The 21,947-nt window shown below is 30.9% G+C and carries 21 protein-coding genes; 10 read left to right on the forward strand and 11 right to left on the reverse strand.

All coding sequences use genetic code 11. From position 1 onward, the window contains the following. The first annotated feature begins 180 nt into the window (after window positions 1-180). Complete coding sequence (locus tag HMPREF3247_RS04120) at window positions 181-1,854, forward strand: CDP-glycerol glycerophosphotransferase family protein (protein ID WP_000595299.1); 1,674 nt, start codon at window positions 181-183, stop codon at window positions 1,852-1,854. 153 nt (window positions 1,855-2,007) lie between these two features. Here HMPREF3247_RS04120 and HMPREF3247_RS04125 read toward each other — a convergent pair whose 3' ends face one another. Together HMPREF3247_RS04125 and HMPREF3247_RS04130 are read right to left on the reverse strand one after the other, a co-directional pair. Then, entirely contained in the window at window positions 2,008-2,637 is a 630-nt protein-coding gene (locus HMPREF3247_RS04125; protein WP_000827001.1) for a hypothetical protein, read from the reverse strand. Window positions 2,638-2,950: 313 nt separating this feature from the next. Next, window positions 2,951-3,466, reverse strand: a complete 516-nt coding sequence (locus tag HMPREF3247_RS04130) for a GNAT family N-acetyltransferase (protein ID WP_000907313.1) — start codon at window positions 3,464-3,466, stop codon at window positions 2,951-2,953. A 190-nt stretch (window positions 3,467-3,656) separates the two neighbouring features. On the opposite strand from HMPREF3247_RS04130, the gene HMPREF3247_RS04135 reads away from it, so the two are divergent. Further along, complete coding sequence (locus tag HMPREF3247_RS04135; RefSeq protein ID WP_000573237.1) at window positions 3,657-4,661, forward strand: oxidoreductase; 1,005 nt, start codon at window positions 3,657-3,659, stop codon at window positions 4,659-4,661. A gap of 45 nt (window positions 4,662-4,706) precedes the next feature. Here the strand turns inward: HMPREF3247_RS04135 and HMPREF3247_RS04140 are convergent, their stop codons facing one another. The 5 genes from HMPREF3247_RS04140 to HMPREF3247_RS04165 all read right to left on the reverse strand — a co-directional run bounded on the left by HMPREF3247_RS04140 (window position 4,707) and on the right by HMPREF3247_RS04165 (window position 8,325). Next, window positions 4,707-5,108, reverse strand: a complete 402-nt coding sequence (locus HMPREF3247_RS04140; RefSeq protein ID WP_000241598.1) for a GNAT family N-acetyltransferase — start codon at window positions 5,106-5,108, stop codon at window positions 4,707-4,709. A gap of 35 nt (window positions 5,109-5,143) precedes the next feature. After that, the gene (locus HMPREF3247_RS04145) at window positions 5,144-6,178 is read right to left on the reverse strand and encodes an NAD(P)/FAD-dependent oxidoreductase (RefSeq protein ID WP_000655972.1); all 1,035 of its coding nucleotides are present in this window, start codon (window positions 6,176-6,178) and stop codon (window positions 5,144-5,146) included. A gap of 10 nt (window positions 6,179-6,188) precedes the next feature. Further along, entirely contained in the window at window positions 6,189-6,305 is a 117-nt protein-coding gene (locus HMPREF3247_RS04150) for a hypothetical protein (RefSeq protein WP_001808111.1), read from the reverse strand. Between the two features lie 104 nt (window positions 6,306-6,409). After that, window positions 6,410-6,841, reverse strand: coding sequence for a DUF2871 domain-containing protein (locus HMPREF3247_RS04155; protein ID WP_001253464.1), 432 nt, complete (start codon window positions 6,839-6,841; stop codon window positions 6,410-6,412). A 206-nt stretch (window positions 6,842-7,047) separates the two neighbouring features. Beyond that, on the reverse strand, window positions 7,048-8,325 hold the full coding sequence (locus HMPREF3247_RS04165) for a YhgE/Pip domain-containing protein (RefSeq protein ID WP_001020005.1): 1,278 nt from the start codon (window positions 8,323-8,325) through the stop codon (window positions 7,048-7,050). Window positions 8,326-8,485: 160 nt separating this feature from the next. On the opposite strand from HMPREF3247_RS04165, the gene HMPREF3247_RS04170 reads away from it, so the two are divergent. Both HMPREF3247_RS04170 and HMPREF3247_RS04175 read left to right on the forward strand, forming a co-directional pair. Continuing rightward, window positions 8,486-9,109: a TetR/AcrR family transcriptional regulator gene (locus HMPREF3247_RS04170; RefSeq protein ID WP_000656766.1), complete on the forward strand. Its 624-nt coding sequence runs from the start codon at window positions 8,486-8,488 to the stop codon at window positions 9,107-9,109. Between the two features lie 45 nt (window positions 9,110-9,154). Next, entirely contained in the window at window positions 9,155-10,099 is a 945-nt protein-coding gene (locus HMPREF3247_RS04175; protein ID WP_000633068.1) for a magnesium transporter CorA family protein, read from the forward strand. A gap of 84 nt (window positions 10,100-10,183) precedes the next feature. Here the strand turns inward: HMPREF3247_RS04175 and HMPREF3247_RS04180 are convergent, their stop codons facing one another. Next, window positions 10,184-11,626 (reverse strand): sucrose-specific PTS transporter subunit IIBC, encoded by a 1,443-nt coding sequence (locus tag HMPREF3247_RS04180; protein WP_001108130.1) that lies wholly within the window; start codon window positions 11,624-11,626, stop codon window positions 10,184-10,186. A 182-nt stretch (window positions 11,627-11,808) separates the two neighbouring features. Between HMPREF3247_RS04180 and HMPREF3247_RS04185 the strand changes: the two genes are divergently transcribed. The 4 genes from HMPREF3247_RS04185 (at window position 11,809) to HMPREF3247_RS04200 (ending at window position 16,899) form a co-directional block, all read left to right on the forward strand. Next, window positions 11,809-12,192 carry a YbgA family protein gene (locus HMPREF3247_RS04185; RefSeq protein ID WP_064129933.1) on the forward strand — a complete coding sequence of 128 codons (384 nt, stop codon included), beginning with the start codon at window positions 11,809-11,811 and terminating at the stop codon, window positions 12,190-12,192. Window positions 12,193-13,679: 1,487 nt separating this feature from the next. Continuing rightward, window positions 13,680-15,785, forward strand: a complete 2,106-nt coding sequence (rsp, locus tag HMPREF3247_RS04190) for an AraC family transcriptional regulator Rsp (RefSeq protein WP_000128366.1) — start codon at window positions 13,680-13,682, stop codon at window positions 15,783-15,785. Between the two features lie 70 nt (window positions 15,786-15,855). Next, complete coding sequence (locus HMPREF3247_RS04195; RefSeq protein ID WP_000071908.1) at window positions 15,856-16,278, forward strand: pyridoxamine 5'-phosphate oxidase family protein; 423 nt, start codon at window positions 15,856-15,858, stop codon at window positions 16,276-16,278. Between the two features lie 264 nt (window positions 16,279-16,542). Further along, window positions 16,543-16,899 (forward strand): DUF4889 domain-containing protein, encoded by a 357-nt coding sequence (locus HMPREF3247_RS04200; RefSeq protein ID WP_000727328.1) that lies wholly within the window; start codon window positions 16,543-16,545, stop codon window positions 16,897-16,899. A gap of 209 nt (window positions 16,900-17,108) precedes the next feature. Here the strand turns inward: HMPREF3247_RS04200 and HMPREF3247_RS04205 are convergent, their stop codons facing one another. Continuing rightward, on the reverse strand, window positions 17,109-18,386 hold the full coding sequence (locus tag HMPREF3247_RS04205) for a cation:dicarboxylate symporter family transporter (RefSeq protein WP_001173165.1): 1,278 nt from the start codon (window positions 18,384-18,386) through the stop codon (window positions 17,109-17,111). Window positions 18,387-18,567: 181 nt separating this feature from the next. Further along, on the reverse strand, window positions 18,568-18,933 hold the full coding sequence (locus tag HMPREF3247_RS04210; RefSeq protein WP_000727537.1) for a DUF3139 domain-containing protein: 366 nt from the start codon (window positions 18,931-18,933) through the stop codon (window positions 18,568-18,570). A 397-nt stretch (window positions 18,934-19,330) separates the two neighbouring features. On the opposite strand from HMPREF3247_RS04210, the gene HMPREF3247_RS04215 reads away from it, so the two are divergent. Then, entirely contained in the window at window positions 19,331-19,795 is a 465-nt protein-coding gene (locus tag HMPREF3247_RS04215; protein ID WP_070866190.1) for a MarR family winged helix-turn-helix transcriptional regulator, read from the forward strand. Between the two features lie 197 nt (window positions 19,796-19,992). After that, window positions 19,993-20,421: an Hsp20/alpha crystallin family protein gene (locus HMPREF3247_RS04220; protein ID WP_072467485.1), complete on the forward strand. Its 429-nt coding sequence runs from the start codon at window positions 19,993-19,995 to the stop codon at window positions 20,419-20,421. Between the two features lie 106 nt (window positions 20,422-20,527). Here HMPREF3247_RS04220 and HMPREF3247_RS04225 read toward each other — a convergent pair whose 3' ends face one another. After that, a complete protein-coding gene (locus HMPREF3247_RS04225; protein WP_000278558.1) occupies window positions 20,528-21,697 on the reverse strand; it encodes a nitrate/nitrite transporter in 1,170 nt (389 codons plus the stop codon). Between the last annotated feature and the right edge of the window lie 250 nt (window positions 21,698-21,947).

Consider the following 21,947-nt stretch of genomic DNA (forward strand, 5'->3'; position numbering starts at 1 on the left):
ATTTTTTCAGACTATTAACAATATCACTTTCCTATTTAATTGTTTTATTTTTCATTTTAAATCTGTTCATCAAAATGAATTGTACTTAATGTAATGAAGTAACTTATACTATTCATGAATTTTACATAAGACCGTGCTAAAATAAGGAAGATACTACGATGAGAAATGGAAGTTATAGCAATGATTAAACAGATAAATGTTTCTAATATGCAAAAGTTTGAATCTCAATTAATGAAAGCTCAGTCTGAAGGTTATACACATGTCGTTCCATATGCCAATGAGATAATGATTTATCAATCGATGTTAGATGCGGTTCAATTATATCCTAAGTCTATCGTGGTTGATTATACTGTGGATGGACAATACAAAAATGATTGTCACTATTTCGGTCAATCATCGATCAACATTGCCGATTGGGCTCAAAACAATAATTATTATCCTAACCTGATATATGCGATTCAACAGACTCTTGATTTAATACATTATTACTCTGTAGAAACGATTTTCGATTTAGCTTTATTGACACTTCTGAAAGGTGATTTATCAATCGATGGTCATGTCGTTTTTGATTTTAAAGCCCCTTTAGCAACAAGTGCTTCAATATGGGAAACTATTAAAACTATTGAAGATTTTGATATGATGTCTCAGTTTTATTTGAATAAAATGGCTTATATTGATCATCATCCTATACCTTTTCGCAACCTTTTTATCGAGGATTCAGAACAACTTAATTCGCCAGATAATTGGTTGTATTCTACCAAGTTTATGCTACCTAAATGGTTATATAAAATAGCAAAGCAACGTGCTGATAACAAACAATTACAAAACTTCGGCCTGTATACGAAGCAACCAAACGTTTTAAAAGATCACATCGTTTTTATCGGTGATCATCATCAATATATAGGTAATTCAAAATATTTATTTACTTACTTCGTTAAACATAATCCAATGACTGCCTGTTATTTTGTTACTGACGATCGTCGCGGACCACATTTCATATCACCTAAGTCTGAAAAAGCTGACGAATTGATTAACAGCGCACGCGTAGTTATAGTTGAAAATGATATACCTGAAACGTTACAACCAAACGGTACTTTAATTCAATTACATCAAGGCACACCAATAATGCAATTATTTTTAGATAGTAAAGAGCCTATTAAAAATATAGAAACACCTTTTTATCGTGCTAAAAGGTATAATCGCTGGTTGCAATTCGATTATGTTATACATTCTGCTGATGATATTAGCCACTTTTATCAAACGGCTTTTCCTAGTCACCAAGCAAATGTATTGGCTTATGGTAATCCTAAACACCAATATTTACTACAAAAGCGTAACGAAAGTACTACTCAACAACAGTATAAGAAATCGTTTAAAATAAATGATCAAAAACCAGTTTTATTATACGCACCTATTGGATTAGTGAGTGCGCAACAATTACCACTATCAGATGCTTTATTCAAAGCCTATCATGTTGTGGTTCAGGGTGTTGATGAAGCGATGTTACCAGAAGAGGCGCTTGTTGCACCAAAGTATCTTAGTGCTCAAGACTTAATTCTAATGTCTGATGTCGTTATCACTGATTACTCAAATATAATATTTGATGCGATGGCTATAGACAAAACAGTAGCATTATACACTCCAAATCACAGTCAATACATTGAGTCTCAAGGTGTTAACGAAGATATTTGGCGTCATCTATCAAAAATTTGGTATACAGACCGACAATTATTAATTAATAATTTAATTTCCCAGGCAATACCAGTGATTAAATATCCACAAATACAACATAAAGAACAACCATTAGAATCTATTTCACAACTTATATTGTCTAAGATGACATCTAATCAATAGTGTTTAAATTTCTCAGTGGCTGTGAATGAGGTTTAAAAGTGCTATAAAACGTAAAATTTTATACTTTAAAATACGCAAAAAACGGTAAACCCTAATTCATATTATAGAGTTTACCGTTTTATTTTTTTAACTTGCATCATAGTTATATTAACATTATTGTTGGTAGTTTGGATCAGTAACCATTGCTTGTCCAGTATAATCAACCGTTACAATTGAATATTTTCCATTTGCATTTGGGTCTTTAAAACTAAACACATACTTATAGTTGCCATTATGTTCTTCAATAGAATAATCATTATACACTTTATTATTACTACCAAATTTATTTGCTTCATTATTAGCCGCATTTAAAGCTGTTTGGAAATTTGGCAATTGCTGTAAAGCTTGAGTTTTATTTCCATTAAACGGATAAATTTGACGTGCAACCGGCGCGGCATTTTGTCCATAATATGGTGCAACGTAACTTGATTTTTGATTATTATTCGCTTGATTATTACTTGATTGGTTATTATTTGTTTGGTTTTGGTCATTGTTTGTTGCATTTGAATTAGATTGTTGCTGGTTATCGTTTGCACTATTATCTTTATTATCTTTGTTTACGTCTTTACTATCATCTTTATTATCTTTCTTATCTTTAGATGAATCATTTGTTTTTTTATCTTGTTGTTCAGTTTTCGCTTTATCATCTTTTTCTTTATTACCGTCTTTTTGTTGGTCACTATCTTGACCACATGCAGCTAAAAATAATGATAATGCTAGTAACCCTGTAACTAATCTTTTCATACATATCTCCTCCTATAATTCGATATTCATTGAATAATCTTGAAATACATATCTACCATGTGTATCTTTTCATGGCTTGTTACCAAAGACGTCAACATTAATATGATCTGAATTATCACAATATCCATAACTACAATCTAAGGTTCTTTTTATTATACCCTAATTTTTGTTCATTATTATTTAATTTTTGTGAATTTTATGTTTTCTATAAATTTAATTATTTTACTTTAACAATTCATTACGCATTTAGCATTTCAAGGTATACACAATATTTATTACTATGATTTCATTTTATCTGCTGCAAAAACAATCATTATAACTCTTTTTCCATAATTAAATCTGTATCCGTTACATCACCTGTTTGAAAATGATGTTCACCAACCACTTTAAATCCATGGCGTTTATAAAATGCTTGAGCACTAGGATTATGCTCCCAAACTCCTAGCCAAATTTTATGTTTATTATGTTCTTGTGCAATTTTTTCGGCCAATTCTATCAATTGTGAACCTCTTCCGCCACCTTGAAAGTCTTTCAAAAAATATATGCGCTGCACTTCTAAATAGGTCTCCCCCATTTCTTCAGTTTGAGCACTATTAATATTCATTTTTATATAACCAACATTCGCACCATCTTCTTGATAAAAATAATGAAATGAATCTACATGGTTAATCTCTTGTGTAAATTTTTCTACAGTATAATTGTCTTTAAAAAATTGATCAAAATCTTTGTCATCATAGTAAGAACCAAACGTGTCATAAAATGTTCTAGTTGCTAATTCAACTAATTCACTAGCATTTTGTTCTGAAATTTCTTTGATTATCCCAGCCATATAAATCCTCCAATAAACAGTGATCGAATCAAAATATTACTTATGTTATTTTTCAGCCAAAACTATTTAAAAATACATTAACACAAATCAATTACAAATTGTATTGATTGTGTGTAACATCAATAAATGATACATTTATTCCAGTAAAATGGCCGTATTTTCAAAAGAGAAAAAGAGAGGATGTATCGTTGTGATAGAAACATTTAAAGCGTTTGTAATTGATAAAGATGAGAGCGGTAAAGTGACACCAACTTTCAAACAATTATCGCCTACTGATTTACCTAAAGGAGATGTGCTGATTAAAGTACATTACTCTGGTATAAATTATAAAGATGCTTTAGCGACTCAAGATCATAATGCAGTCGTAAAATCGTTTCCTATGATTCCAGGAATAGATTTAGCTGGAACAATTGTTGAATCCGAAGCACCAGGATTTGAAAAAGGAGAACAAGTAATTGTAACGAGTTATGACCTAGGTGTTAGCCATTATGGCGGTTTTAGTGAATATGCGCGTGTAAAATCAGAATGGATTATCAAGCTTCCTGATACTTTAACATTAGAAGAATCAATGATATATGGCACAGCTGGTTATACTGCCGGTTTAGCAATTGAAAGACTTGAAAAAGTTGGAATGAATATTGAAGATGGTCCTGTACTCGTTCGCGGTGCTTCAGGTGGTGTCGGTACTTTAGCAGTACTCATGCTTAATGAACTTGGTTATAAAGTTATCGCAAGTACAGGTAAACAAGATGTTAGCGATCAATTACTTGAACTTGGTGCCAAAGAAGTTATCGATCGACTTCCTGTTGAAGATGATCATAAAAAGCCACTCGCATCATCAACTTGGCAAGCTTGTGTAGACCCTGTTGGTGGCGAAGGTATTAATTATGTTACAAAGCGTTTAAATCATAGTGGGTCAATTGCAGTTATTGGTATGACTGCCGGTAATACTTATACTAATTCTGTATTCCCTCACATTTTAAGAGGTGTAAACATTTTAGGAATTGACTCGGTATTTACTGCTATGAAATTAAGACAGCGCGTTTGGCGTCGTCTCGCAAAAGATTTAATGCCTGAAAATTTACATGAGATCAAGCAAGTTATTACATTTGATGAACTTCCAGAACAACTTAACAAAGTAATTAAACATGAAAATAAAGGCCGCATTGTTATTGATTTCGGTGTAGATAAATAGTATTCATGAAAAAGACATCCCGTTTTGCGAGATGTCTTTTTTAATTTAGTATTTGATATACATACCGCCTGAATCTGGTTCGGTAGGTATAAATCCAAATTTTGTATATAATTTATCCGCTGGGTAGTCTGCAATCAGACTAACGTATGCACTTTCGACAGATACATTTTTAATATACTTCATAATATGTTCCATAATTTGACTGCCGTAACCTTGACCTTGATAACTTTTCGAAACAGCAATATCAACAATTTGAAAAGCAGTTCCGCCATCGCCAATTACTCTACCCATACCAATTAACCGATCTTTATCATACAAGGTTATTGTAAATAAGGCATTAGGTAATCCTTTTTCAGCTGCTTCGCGCGTCTTTGGACTCATACCTGCATTAATCCTTAATGCGCAATAATCCTCGCAAGTCGGAATATCATATGTCACTTTAACCATTATTTACCCCACTTTTCATCACACAATATATCAACCTAGTATAAATGTTTATTTACAATAGTCTTATTCGCTTCTTTAAACACTTCATGATGACTTGAAACATAACCCTCTGCATTCGCATCTGGTTGGATATATGTTTTAGCAAGATTCGCTGCATTTGCACCATCACTAAATGCACTTGCAATTAGATGTGATTTTGCATCATGATAAACAATATCTCCACACGCATAGATACCAGGTATACTAGTTGTCGTATTACCAAATCCTTTAACACGACAATCATCATGCATATCTAGCTTTGAAGATGTTTCACTCAATAATGTATTACAACGATCAAAACCATGACTAATAATGACATCGTCAAATTTAACTGTATGCGTATCGCCACTTTCAACATGTTCCAAAACAACTTCACTTATATGCGTTTCATCATCATTGCCGACCAAGTATTTAATACGTGTTTTTGGGCATAGTTTCACATTTAAATCTGTCACCAACGTTTTCATCGCTTCATGACCACTTACATCTTCTTTTCGATAAACAACTGTCACGCTTTTAGCAATCTTGGCAATATCATGCGCCCAATCTAATGCTGTATTTCCTCCACCTGATATTAATACATCTTTATCTTTGAAACGTCTGTAACTTTGTACAACATAATGTAAATTAGTTAATTGATATCTCTCTACACCTTTAACATCTAATTGTTTTGGATTAATAATACCCGCACCAATTGCAATGATAACTGCTTTCGATGTATATATTTCTCCCGCTTCTGTTTCAACTTCGAAATGACGTTCTGCCTTTTTCCTAATATCTACCACACGTTCATTCAAATGAACTTCCGGTTTAAAATATAATCCTTGCTTAATTGTATCTTTTAAAATTTCATGACAAGGTTTTGGCGCAATGCCGCCAATATCCCAAATAATTTTTTCAGGGTAAATTCTCATCTTACCCCCTAATTCAGATTGAACATCTATCAATCTTACAGACATATCTCGCAATCCAGCATAAAAGCTTGCATACAAACCAGACGGACCGCCACCAATGATTGTAACGTCTTTCATTATGTGCCTCCTATGACTCTCTATATTCATTTCTTTCATTAACGTACACAAATTGATAATTATTATCATTTAAAGCCATTATACTATTAATATTTATATTGTTAAAATAAATCGCATAGTTAGCCATGAATTATCAATAACTATCCCATCACAATATAAAAACACACCTTTCAAAGTAAGAAACAACAATGTTCCTTTGAAAGATGTGTATATTTTTTAGTTCTAGTTATATTATTTTTTAAAAGACTCATCACGTGGTTCTTTAAGAATTGCTTGTCTTAAAAGGAAAAATAGCAACAATAAACCTGCAAGCATACCTGTGTGCCCAATACCTGCAAAGCCTGCAAATGCTTCTGGAGAGTATGATTTACCAGTGACTTGGAAGAATCCTTTTGTCACCATCATACCTATAGTAACGATAACACCTATGTTATATACATAGAAGAACCAGTTAAATAAGTAGTAACTTGATAATTTAAATAACTTCTCCAATGGTAATAATATTAAAAACATAAACATACCTAAAATAAGTGTATGTGTGTGTACAAGTGATAATTGTGTTGTACCAGTAAAATCATATGCTTTTGTTAGCTCTCTATAGAAAAAGCCACTAAATAAACCTATGATCATATAAAAAAGAAATGAATATAATAACCTACGCATTTTGAATCCTCCCTCACCTTTTCATTATATCCGATTATACCTATTATAACAGTGACAAAAAAGCGAAGATATGACACAACTGAATTTGGTTTAGCACATAGTATGACAGCTAAAATAACTTTACATCAAGCGCTATACAAATAAAATAGCTATACCATGACGCTCGCTACAAACGTCTTGTATAGCTATTATTTCTATTTATTAAATTATGACGGCACTTCAGTACGTTTTGTGCTATGTTTTCTAACAATAGCTGAAACTAAACTTGATACAGCGCCAAAAATCATAAACCCTATAAACATCCACATTGTACTATTTAATTCAATATGATGATTCAAGTATAATAGTTCTCTTACACTTGTTGCATAGTGTGTGAATGGATTCCAATCATATACATATTTTTGATAACTTTCAGGCAACATTTGTTTAGGTAACGTTACAAGTTGCATACTAAAGAACATTAAAATGAAGAAAATTGGAACTGACTTCATACCTAGCCATACCATAACACCTAAAATAAGGCCCACGAAACCAAGAATCGCAAATGCTACAAAAATTGCGATACGATTTGGATGGTCAAAATCAAATCCTTGAACGCCTTGCATGAAATAAATATAAACAAAGCTACCTGCAAATGCTGCAACAACTGCAAATATCATCTGTCCAATTGAAGCAATGATACGATGTTGCACGACGATATTGTTACTAGTTCTAAATGCAAAGAACAATAAGATAGACGTTACGATTGAACCTATCCAAATTGGCATAAACATTAGGAATGGTGCATTACCACCTGCTTGGTGATCTTTAACTTTATTAAGTTTTTCATTATCCACTTTTACTGGATTCGTCAAACCATTGATGTCCGCGGCATTGACTTTAACATTTTGACTCGTTAATGTTTCCAAACTTTGCTTCGTAATTTGAGCATTAATATTATCACCCATACCAGTTAATACAGCTGATGCAATTTGTGAACCTTGTAAGCTTGATCCTTCACTTACAATCGTTTTAAATTTAGCCTGCTTAACCTCTACTTGTTGATTCCCCATTTTTTGTTTCATTTGTTGAACCACTTGTGGCGGAATTTCACCTGAAGCAACTTTTTGTTGCATTTCTTCTTTTTTACTATCCATAACTACTTTTTGTGTTTTACTCATAGCATCTTTTGAAAAGTCTTTATCAATAATAGCTACTCCAAAGATTTTTTGATCTTTCAAATCTTTTTCAAGGTCTTTTTCACTATCAACCTTAACCCATTTAATTTTATTAGAATCACTATCTAATAATTTATCCTCTAATTTTTTACCAATGTTAACATTTTTATCTTGAATCGTTATACCTTTATCCTCGTTTAATATACCAATTGGTAAATCTTTTGGTTTAGGATTATATGCAGGATAAAAAGCTAAAGAAAAGATTACCAAGATAATCATAGTTGCTATTGGTGCAATCCATAATAATTTATTTTTAAATATATTCATTTTATTAATTACCTCCTTATTAGACAATGTGTTGAATATTTCGCATGTTGTCTATTATAATATGTAAGTGGGAATAAACAATACACAATGTTCATCAATACGTTTATTAATAGACAAATACACCCACATTGTTCAATAACACGAGGAGGTTGATTTATTTTTGAAAGAAGATAGGCGAATTAGAAAGACAAAGTCCTCCATTAAACAAGCGTTCACTAAATTACTACAAGAAAAAGATTTAGAAAAGATTACCATTCGCGACATAACAACACGCGCCGATATCAATAGAGGAACATTTTACTTACATTACGAGGATAAATATATGTTACTCGCAGATATGGAAGATGAGTATATTTCAGAACTAACGACATATACTCAATTTGATTTGTTACGCGGTTCTTCAATTGAAGACATTGCGAATACTTTTGTAAATAATATACTCAAAAATATTTTCCAACATATTCATGATAATTTAGAGTTTTATCATACTATTTTACAATTGGAACGCACGAGTCAATTAGAATTGAAAATCAACGAACATATTAAAAATAATATGCAACGTTATATTAGTATCAATCATTCTATCGGAGGCATTCCAGAGATGTATTTTTACAGTTACGTTTCCGGAGCAACAATTTCAATTATTAAATACTGGGTAATGGACAAACAGCCCATTTCAGTTGATGAATTAGCTAAACATGTGCATAATATTATTTTTAATGGTCCATTAAGAATAATGGCAGAAAACCGTTTGCATAAATCAAACCTTGATTCACTAACTTAAGTAATACTCGCTTTTCCTAAATCCTTTAGAAAGGAACTATATATCATGATTACTTCATTCAGACATTCTGAAGATATAGATAAACATATTATAAAAACACCATTAGATCATACAGCGTCATGGATTAATGTAGTAGAACCAGACCGAGAAGAAATTGAAAATCTTATGGAACAATATAATATACCTGAAGACTTTATACGTGACCCTTTGGACTCAGAAGAAAGTTCCCGTATTGAATATGACGAAGATACTGGTTACTCATTAATCATTATTGATTTACCTATCGTCAATTCAACTAATCGTAGCGTTCTATCTTTTGTAACGATTCCATTAGGCATTATTATTGGCAACGGTATTATCGTAACAGTTTGTGACGCTGAAAATGAATTTTTAGAAAATTTACCTAAGCGTGATATTAATTTAAAATTTCACAGCAGATTTGCATTAGAAATTTTAACTACTATTGCCGACCATTATAATCGTAACTTACGATTACTTAATAAAAGTAGAATTCGTATTGAGAAAGAACTAAAAAATAACATTACTAACAAACAACTTTTCAAATTAATGGAAGTTGAAAAAAGTTTAGTATACTTTTTAGCTGCCTTAAAAGGTAACGATACAATTATTAAAAAGTTATTCCGTTTACCTGCAATTAAACGTTTTGAAGAAGATGAAGAATTACTAGAAGATTTAATCATTGAAAATAACCAAGCCATCGAAACAACAGAATTACATCAACGTATCTTAGAAAGTATCACAACATCATATGCTTCCTTATTATCTAATGATATGAATACGATTATGAAGACATTAACACTTTTCACGGTACTATTAACGTTACCAACACTCGTATTTAGTTTCTTCGGTATGAATGTGCCGTTGCCAATTGATGACCATAGTTATATATCTTGGATTATTGTGGTAGGTATTTCATTAATTCTTGTCGTAATTGTTAGTATTTTCTTATGGCGTAAACAGAAATTATAACTAAATTAAAAGGTATGACAGCTTAAAGTTTCATCCTATTGCATTTGCAATGACTGATACTTTGATTACTGCCATACCTCTTTTTTATTCTACAACTTCTTTATTTGCTTTTCTTTTAGATAAAATTAAAGTAACTGTTATAGCAATGATGAATGATATTGTCATACCAACAAAGTAGTGTAACCATCCTGCATGTACTGGATTGATTGAAATAAATCCTGGCAATCCAGCAGTTCCTAATGCGATTGCTTTAACCTTGAAGAAAGCAATATATGCTGAACCAATACCTGATCCAACGATAGCGCCAATAAATGGATATCTTAGTTTTAAGTTAACACCAAACATAGCCGGTTCTGTAATACCAAGTAATGCTGAAATACCTGCGGCAGATGCCACACCTTTTAACTTCTTATTTTGTTTAATAATAAAGAACGCTGCAATTGCTGCACCACCTTGTGCAACATTAGACATTGTCGCAATCGGGAATATAAATGATCCACCCGTTTTAGTGGCATCTGCAATTAATGTCGTTTCTACAGCTATAAAGCTATGATGCATACCTGTAATAACAATCGGAGCATACAATAATCCGAATATTAATCCACCAATTGCACCACCAAATTCATAAAGCCATGTTAAACCATCTGATAACCAGTAACCTAATTGTCGAGTGATTGGACCTACAAATGAAAATGTTAGAAATGCTGTTATAAAAATAGATAACAATGGTGTTAACAAATTATCTAACACCGTTGGAATAACTTTGCGTAACCCTTTTTCAATTGAGGCTAAGATATAAGCTGCTACAAGCATAGGTAACACTTGTCCTTGATAACCTACTTGATTAATATGCAAACCAAAAACATCCCAATATGGAATAGCCTTACCTGCTTCAACTGCTTTTGGGAAATCGTATGCGCTCATTAGCGATGGATGAACTAGTATCATACCTAATGCAGCACCTAAAAATGGATTGCCACCAAAGCGTTTTGCTGCACTAAATCCAATTAAAATTGGTAATAATGTAAATGGTGCATTCGCAAAAACATTTATCATTTCAGCTAATCCAGCAAATTGACTATATACATCTATCAATGATTTACCTGAAAAGAATAAATCTTTCGCAGTCAAAATGTTATTTAACCCCATTAATAAACCACCAGCAACGATGGCTGGTATAATCGGAACAAAGATATCTGAAAGCATTTTTACAAATCGCTGTACCGGATTCATATTTTTAGCAGATTGTGCTTTGACTTCCGAAGTGGTTGATGCTTCTTTTCCAGTTAATTTTTCCAGTTCACTAAATACTTTATTGACTGTACCAGACCCAATAATAATTTGGTATTGTCCCCCAGTAGAAAACGTCCCTTTAACTACATCCATATTGTTTAGCGCCTCTTCATTTACTAAACTTTCATCATTTAAAACTAATCGTAGTCTCGTTGCACAATGCGCCATTGCATCTAAATTCTCTTCTCCGCCTATCGCGTTCAAAATTTCTTCTGCGGATTGCTTATAATTCATATATTTAGCCTCCTAATTAGAACCGGTTCCATTTATTCCACTTTATTGTAACCGGTTCCAAAAATATTTGCAACACTCTATTATCATTTTATATAAACACCTACACCATTTTTGATAGCGCATTCATTTTTATTGCTATACTATATGCATGTATATTAACATTAATTATCGGAGGTAATTTTATGAAAGAACGTGGCCATATCGAACAGCTTTGGCGTGAGGAAAAATATCATGTATTGTTACACAGTCAACAGTCTTATCAAATGATAAGGAATGCTTTAAAAACGGATTTATCACTTCATCAAGTCCAACAAATGATTGATGATGCTTTGTTAGTTGAACCGAGTATAGGAAGTGTATGTAATGCTTTTGATCATATGTGGGGATATTTTAAAAAATGTGCGAATGAAGAAGAAAGAAAACAATCAAAACTACTTAAAGCTGATTTTATTAATAGTAAAATCGACACCCAAACTTTATTAGATTTTTTAGCAGAACTTGCTAATAAATATGATGTTCAATATTTACTACAAAGTCGTGTTTTAAACACAAAAAGAAAGAGATAGATTGAAACTTTAGTTGTAACGGACAAATAGTAGTCATTGGAGTTCAGCAATTCATACTTTGTACTAAAGTTTACTATAATCTATCTCTCAAGGTTTAAATGTACATATCTATATTAAAATGCGTTTCATGATGTTAGAAGATACCATACACATTTAATTAGTTACAGCATAAATCAATTTATACCCTTAATTATTACATTGTTTATATTTTAAATTCGGGGGAGTAATTTTAAGTAATATCTTGTTGCTGCTAATTCTATTGTTAATAAATTGATATTAGATGTAGAAATTGAGTGTGAAAGTTAATAATAGATGATTTAGCTAGTAACATAATTAATTCATATATAGTCAAAAAGTTCTGTTAGATACTGTTCTTGATGAATATTCTTTGATGTTAGGTGTTAGCTATTCTAGATGAGTTTCTTAGATGTGGATGCCTGTCTTGATGAAGTTATCTATGATGTTAATATAATACTTGATGTTGATTCTTAGATGTTAGTGCGATTTCAAGATGCTGATTCTTTGTTGTTGCACTATCTTGGTGACGTTTCTAGTTGTTTATAGTTATCGCATCTCTTGATGTAAAATCTAAGATGTTTATGCATTTCTAGATGTTAATTCTTTGCTGCTTAAGAATTATCTTGATGGTAAATCTAGTTGTGCCATGCATTTTCTCATGATGAATCTAAGGTGTTAATTCATTGATGTGTGCTGTTTCTTGTTGCTTCATTATCTTGATGGTGAATTTCGTTGTCTAATGCACTTTTTCAAATGATTATTCTAATTGTTACGGCAATAACTAGATGGATTTTCTTAGATGTTCACTTTTCTAGATGTTTATACTTATCTTGATGTTTTCTAAACAGAACTTTTAAACGCTTTATTTTTTAGTAGATTGTTTAAAATTTCTTAGTTGATGGTTATTGTTGTTGATTTGAATAATTTGTAGCGAATATTTTGTAACAGGGCTACTAAGAATTTTTATAACAAGAAGTGATTTCAATCGTACTAATTTTCAGCGTTTGATGACAAAAGTGTATGTCCAAACTTAAATAATGGCGATAAAATTTAAGTCATGGGTACATTTAATGTTTTTTGATTCAAACTTCCATTTTGGTCAATTTGCTTTTTTTATAACATAGTTGAATATCAATAAAAGATTAGCAAGTTAGTTCAAAATGGCTATGTATTGTTTTTTGAAATACATAGGTTTGAAATCTATATTAATTATGCACCAAATAATTTAATTAGACTCTATCGAAAATTTCCAAATTTTGCTTACTATCTTTCTAATTTTACTTTTATATTGTGCACAATTCATAAAAACAAGCGTTTTCCTAGGAGTTTTCATTAATTTCTTTTATTTTTCACTATTACCTTTTCAAAAATATTCAACTATAATAGGTATACTATCCATGATTTTAAAAATTTCCATGTTTTACATTTAAATGATAGATTTCAATATATATTAGGCAGGAGAGAGAAATATGACATGCCAACTTAAAATACATCATACATTATCGACAATACCAAGTCGTAATATTAATAATATTATGGTGCTATTTTCACTTACAAGTAAACTCAATATTACGATTAATGGTGAAACCAAAGACGTAAGTAATTATATTATCTTAATTAACCATGGTGATATTTATAATATTAACCACGGCGAAAATATAATCGAATTAATGATACCCGTTTTTTATTTTTATCAACAAGATGATGATTTCTTTAATGGTTATTTAGATCGTCATTTATTACAATCAAGTAATTATATTAAGTCATTAATTGCCGATTTAATCAGTACACCAACAAGTTCTTCTTTAATGGGGAAAAATATAGGTCAAAGTATTATAGACACTTTACTTAAAGAAGCTTTTATAAGAATAGATCATGAATATTTACCAAATATTGCTTTAAGCAATCCGGTGTTCATAGACTGTGTAAACTATATTCATGACAATATTGATGCGCACTTGTCTTTAAAAGATATAGCGATGCATTGCAACATCTCTGAATCATATTGTTCTAATCTTTTTGTTCGATATTTGAGTATGAATTTTAAAGATTATTTTACAAGTATTAAACTTGTTAACGCCATCAATTTATTACTTTCTACAAAACATTCTATTACAACTGTTTCTGAATTGGCCGGTTTTAACAGTCATACAAATTTTGCAAATCAATTTAAGAATTACTTGCATTTTAGTCCTAAACAGTTCCGTTCACTCGTTTCCAAGATTACTGAACCACCACAAATACACTTCCAACAAGATAACGTATCACAATTCACTGAGTTAATTTCAACAATTGATTTAACAGCTCAACTGGCTACAAATACAACAGATATTCATATAGATGATTTTAATCCGAAAGATCGAAGTCAGCGTGCCAAAGTATTTGTTCGATTTAGTAATTTCAATGAACTATTTCAATTTATTTTCAATGAATATTACGATATTAACTTTGAGCACTTACCAAAACCTGTCGTTTTCATTGACGATATTCACGATATTGAGATTAGCCAAACGAATTACAACCTGTTAAATAGATGTTTTGAAAAGCTTTTCGAAAAAAATATAGGTTTAGCAATCGCTATTAAATCAACACAACAATTCGAAACGATGAAGCAATTAATACTCACATTTTTACAAGGCAATCAAGACTATAAGACAAGCAAGAAATTAGTTAAATTTATGCTCGTATTTTGCTCTAATTCTATGACAGCAGAAGAAATTCATTTATGTCATCTTAAAATTAAAAACAAAAATAAAGAAATTAAATATAGTGTGACAGTCGATGGCTTTTTAGAAACTTATTCAACCGTGGAACAAGTTTATGATGTCATGCAGCGTCTTAAATTCCATTATTACTTTATTGATATTGAAAATTCAAAAACTGCAACACATCTTATCACTAAAAACCAACACTATCATCAAACTGACACTCATTTTGAACAGTATAAGAAATTTATTTTAGATTCAGGTATATCATCAACACAATTTGTATATAATAACCTGTCTGTAAGCGGATTTAAATATACTAATGATGGTAAGAATCCAATTCAATTATCTGACATAGTGTATCACTTAATCGCATTATTACGATATGGCGGTGGCATTAGCTATCAATTATTAGATGACCATTCAAATTATATTTCCTTGTACAACAAATATGGTAGTCCCCTACCATTAATGCATTTATATAAAATGTTTAGACCTTTTGTTAATGAAGATATTGAAATTACAAATAATTATGTATTGAGTCGTAAAGATAATAACTACCATTTCTTATTATTCAATAAAATTAATGATCGATATATGTCAGACGTAAAACAAGATTTCATTTTCCATAATGAATTACCTCAAGACTCTTTGATGATTATTAAAACATTGAATCATGAACATGGTTCAATTCAACATTTGCTTCCAATAAGCGATCAACTTGTTTATATAGAAAAAGAAATTTTAGATGAATTAGACAAAACGAATTACCCTAAAACGGAGCTTGCAGTTCAAGAAGAAACTGGTCGTACATTTGAACTCAAGTTAAATCACGACGAGGTTAAATATATTTGCTTTAAACCAAGCTAAATACTAACAGTCCTCTTGTGTTTAGTTTCTTACGTTAAAGGCTATTTATATCATAAGGAGATGATATGTAATGAGTAACTCACAAGCAATTCAAGCAATTGAAAACGTGTTAGCAACGTCAAAAGTTGGTGTATTATCAACTGCATATAATAACAAACCTAATAGTAGATATATGGTCTTTTATAATGATGGTCTTACTTTATATACTAAAACGAATATCCATTCTGCTAAGGTCAAAGAAATTAAAGAAAACCCAGCAGCCTATGTATTGTTAGGTTACAATGATACGACAAATCGCAGTTTCGTTGAAATGGAAGCCACGATAGAAGTAGTTACTGATCAAAAAGTAATCGATTGGTTATGGGAGACTCAAGATAAAAGCTTTTTCAGTTCAAAAGAAGATCCAGAGTTATGTGTTTTAAAGGTGACACCACAATCTGTTAAATTGATGAATGACAAATCATTAGATACACCTATCAAAATCGATTTATAACACAAAGTATATATAGGAAATAACTTTTATGAATTCTAGATATAACAATGTTAAATACTTAAAATAACTCGCTATAATTAAAGTGTTTAATATGTTTACAATTCAATTTGCAATGTATTGTTTTTTAGACACACTTTATTCACATTTAACGTGATTAGGGTGTGTCTTTTTAAATTAATTTTATGTAATATAAATACTGCATTTGCAAACTGTTGCACTTTTAGGTATAACAGAATTAACTACATTTAAGGAGATTGATGAACCATGAAAAAGAAAAAAGGTTTTGGTCTTGGTATTAGTTTAATCGCCATCATGTTAATTGTATGTATTGTATTAGTAATCATGATGATGACTGGCGGAAAGAAAGATACATACTATGGAATTATGAAAGATAATACTACTATTGAAAAAATGATTAGTGAAAAAGATGAAAGCATTGAAAAAAATGTTAAATTACCTTCAGATTCAGATGTTAAAGTTAAAAAAGGTGATTTTGTAATTGTTTATAAATTAGCAGATTCAGATAAAATTGTTAAAGTTAAAAAAGTTGACCATGATGACGTCCCTCACGGTTTAATGATGAAAATTCATGACATGGGCAAAATGCACATGAAACACTAATTGTAATTTAAATTACAAATTTTAGTTGCCATCAAGGTATATACGAGTAAAAGCAGCGGTAAGTTGATTTCCAATTTGGAATCATCTTACTGCTGCTTTTTAAGAATTACTGTGTCAGTCTATTTTCGGTTCGCCTGCGCTTTAGCGCATGCATAAAAGCCCCTAACAACCAAAGGTTGTAAGGGGCTTTAAATGTCAGATAGTATTTTTTAAATTGATTTTAAATATTCTTGACCTTTTGCTTTGTCATATACGTTTTCCCATTTAGCTATAACGATTGTTGATAATGCGTTACCAATAACGTTTACACATGTACGTACCATATCTAAGATACGGTCAACACCAATAATTAATGCTAAACCTTGTGCCGGTAAGCCCATGGCACCTAATGTTGTTAATAAAACAACGATTGAAGTTCCTGGTACTGCCGCCATACCTTTAGACGTAATCATTAATGTTAACATCAACACAATTTGCTCTGATAATGTTAAGTGCATTCCATACATCTGTGCAACGAATAATGCTGCAATAGATTGATAAAGTGCTGATCCGTCTAAGTTAAACGTATAACCAATTGGTATAACAAAAGAAGTAATTTCTTTTGGAGAACCGAAGTTTTCCATTTTCTTCATCATTACAGGAAGTACAGCTTCCGAACTTGATGTAGAAAATGCTAAAAGCAATTCACTTTTCAAGATTCTAATAATATTCATGATATTAATACCACACATCCATGCAACTAGTCCTAGTATAGCGAATACAAAGAACACCATTGCAAAGACAACAACTAATACTAATTTTAATAGTGGTAATAATGCGGATGCACCAAATGTAATAATTGTAGTACAAATGAATGCAAACACTCCAAGTGGTGCTAATTTTAAAATTTTATTAATCATCCAGAACACAGCTTCAAGCGATCCGCTTAAAAATTCTTTAACTGGTTCTGCTTTTTTACCTACAGCAGCTAATCCTAATCCAAAGAATACTGCGAAGAAGATAATAGGTAATAATTCACCCTTATTTAAAGCTTCAAAAAAGTTTGTCGGAATAATATGTACAATGGTATCAATAAAATGATTTCCATATGTAGATTGTTCTGCTGCATGTGCAGTTGATTGATATTTAGAAATATCACCTTTAGGTAATTTTGTTGGGTCTAATCCAGCACCTGGTTTAAATAGGTTACCGAAGATAATCCCTAAACCTATTGCGATTGTTGTAATAATTTCAAAGTATAAAATTGTTTTCCAGCCATAACGCCCTACAGTTTTCGATTCCCCAACGTTCGAAATAGAAAGCGCTAGTGAGCAAAATACAACTGGTATAACGATCATTTTAATTAAATTTAAAAATACGTCACCAAATGGTTTAATGTAATTTGCTACGTTTTCTTGTCCATATAATAAAAGTCCTACGACAACACCTAACACTAATGCAATAACAACTTGCATAGGTAGGCTAATTTTTCTCTTGAATAGAGCCATAGTACAAACTCCCCTTCATCTGACATCACTCAATTATATCAGAAAATTGATAATTATCTATAAAAAATTAAAATATTTATCTTTTATAGATGTCAAAAATCACTAATTTCCATACAAAAACTGTTTACCTCAAATAATTAAAATTGAAGGCACTAAACTGTTTCACCAGTTATACGTTACACTATTTTGATGGTTTATAATTTTGATTAAAATATTTATGCTTTGCAGTTTTCAAACTTTTCTTAGTCTCTGTATCAAAGCCTTCAACAAATAATCCTTTATTAGTACTGATTGGTTGCACAACATAAGTTACACCAGGTTCATCTTTAAATGTAACTTCCTTATAGAAGAGACCTTTTTTAGCACTATACTCTGTTTTTTCTGATTTAATTTTATCTTTTAGATTTTTCTCTTCCAAGTAACTGTCAATTAGTTGAATATTCTTATGGCCTTGATATGTTTTCAGACCAAAGAAAAATGCTACTGCAACAATTAATGAAATAAATAATATAATGATAACTTTAATCGCGTTTTTTTTCTTCTTCATTATGTAACTCCTTTTTGCTTATCTATTCAGTATGAACGAATCAATTTATTTAATAAAGAGTTTTTACCAGATTGTAACAAATTTTTTTATTCTCAATATTATTATAGAAATCGAATTACATACACGATGCTTTTAAAAAATTTAATAACAAATTTTATTTTACTATCTATCAAAATAATTGACTACTTTTAACAATTAAGGATGATACAATTACATTTTTTTCAATTTAAAAAATCAGTCATATCAGTAATTACCGATGAAAATACTAAGATATCGATATATTTTGCATTATTTAACATTTAAATTCAATTATAGACAATTCAATAATTGCGATGAAATCAGTACTTGACAACTATTACACTTCATAATATTGTTTATTTTAACAAGGAGTGATTGGATGTATGTAGAAAACAGCTATCTTAGCAAACAGTTGTGTTTTTTATTTTATGTTTCTTCAAAAGAAATAATTAAAAAATACACAAACTATCTTAAGGAATATGATTTAACCTATACTGGTTACATTGTTTTAATGGCGATTGAAAATGATGAAAAACTTAACATCAAAAAATTAGGTGAACGTGTATTCTTAGATTCTGGAACACTGACACCATTACTAAAGAAATTAGAAAAGAAAGATTACGTTGTTCGAACACGTGAAGAGAAAGATGAAAGAAACCTACAAATTTCTCTAACAGAACAAGGTAAAGCAATAAAAAGCCCTCTTGCTGAAATTTCTGTTAAGGTCTTTAATGAATTCAACATTTCAGAACGAGAAGCATCAGATATAATTAATAATTTGCGGAATTTTGTTTCTAAAAATTTTGACTATTCCGACAAAAAATCACTCCCTATCATAAGGTGATGGGCAGAAGTATGCATCGCTATGTTTATTCATTATCTTTATTGCTTGTATAAATCTCGATGCTCAGTTCTTTTGCCCTGATTCCTTATCAGGCACAAATCTACCCATTTATTACTTTTTTATCTCCCCTTTTACTTTAACTTTTTTAATACTACTCATATAATGGCTTTGTAATACAAATTTCTATAATGGAAGTGATGATATTGAACTTCAATCAATTCGAGAATCAAAACTTTTTTAACGGTAATCCAAGTGATACATTTAAAGATTTAGGTAAACAAGTATTTAATTACTTTTCAACACCTTCATTTGTAACGAATATATATGAAACAGACGAATTATATTACTTAGAAGCTGAACTAGCAGGTGTAAATAAAGAAGATATTAGTATCGATTTCAATAATAATACGCTCACTATTCAAGCTACTAGAAGCGCAAAATACAAATCTGAACAACTCATTTTAGATGAGCGTAACTTCGAATCATTAATGCGTCAATTTGATTTTGAAGCTGTTGATAAGCAACATATTACTGCTAGTTTTGAAAATGGGTTATTAACCATTACCTTGCCTAAAATCAAACTAAGCAATGAAACTACTTCATCAACATCTATTCCAATTTCATAGTTAAATTTAAAATGAATACACTACTAAAGCCTTAATGTCATGCTACGAATATTGCGCATGATATTAAGGCTTTGTATTTAACTAAATGAATGTCATGTATTACATATCAACCGTTTTTCAATGAGCCATATTCTTTTTGGTATAAATGACGCATGGTAAATAATGCAATACATCCAAATACCGCTAAGAAAATAAATGCTAAATGACTTGATCCTGTTAAATTAGCTACGTACGTGATTACTAGTGGTGGGAAGAATCCTCCTAAACCACCCATCATTGATACGATACCATTTGCGGATCCCGCTTCATTTAAGAAGTAGGATGGTACTAATTTGAAGATTAAGCCGTTACCAATACCTGCACAAATACTTATTGTTAAACAGCCTACAGTGAATAATGCGATATGGTCTGAAATACCTAAAATAATGGCACCGATAATCATAACAACAAAATCAATCATCAATACTTTAACTGCATTAAATTTATCACCTAAAATGCCACCTATTGGTCTTAAGAATGTTGCCAGCGCAATGAATACACCTGATCGAATACCAGCATCTACTTTGTCAATTCCAAAATGATTTACTAAGTAGTTAGGTAAGAAAATACCAAATGCTACAAAAGCACCAAAAGTAATGAAATACCAATAACTTAAGTAATATAATTTGTAGTTTTTAGATAATGTTTTCATTTGTGCCATTAATGGCACTTTAATTTTACGTTCTTGTGTATCACCAAATATAAACATAATTAATGCAAATAAAGCGATAATAATTAAGTAACTTCTAACAGTTGTTTGCCAACCAATAATACCCGCAATTGGCGGTGCTAAAAATGAAGAAACTGCTGTACCGATATTTCCCATACCATAAATACCATTTGCTAGACCTACTTTTTCTTTAGGGAAATATTTAGGAACTGATGTAACACCAACTGAGAAAATTGCACCACCTACACCAAGGAAAAATCCTGACGCCATTAACATACCCGGTGTTTGTGCTTGGCTTAAGAAAAATATCGGGAATAACAATACGATAAAACTAGTAAAGAATACCCATTTAGCGCCAACAATGTTTGTTAGATAACCAAATGGCACACGGAGCACCGATCCCAAAATAACTGGTATCGCTAAAATGATTGATATTTGACCTTCAGTAACATTGACATCTTGTTTAATAAAGGGCATTAATGGCGCAATTATACTCCAAGCCATAAACCCAACCACTAAACTTAATGTCTGTAATGTAAGTTGAAAGCCACCTTTTGTTTTGTACATACGTTTCACCTTCACCAAAATCATTTATTTTTTAATAGATATCAATACTCTGCCTATATATTAGAGGTCAATGTTATTTAAAAATGCTTTCATTTATATGAAATCATTCAATATAGACAAAGTATTGACTACATATATATTTTATTATGATTGTGAAAAAGTGAACATAAGGATTTTCCCTTATTTATGAAGTGATTTACCCTATACAATGTCCCTTTAAGATGCTTTTAGACACTTATTCGCCATCATT

Origin of the sequence: Staphylococcus sp. HMSC36A10, assembly GCF_001838845.1 — a bacterium.
In the GTDB taxonomy this organism is placed as follows: Bacteria; Bacillota; Bacilli; order Staphylococcales; family Staphylococcaceae; genus Staphylococcus; species Staphylococcus aureus.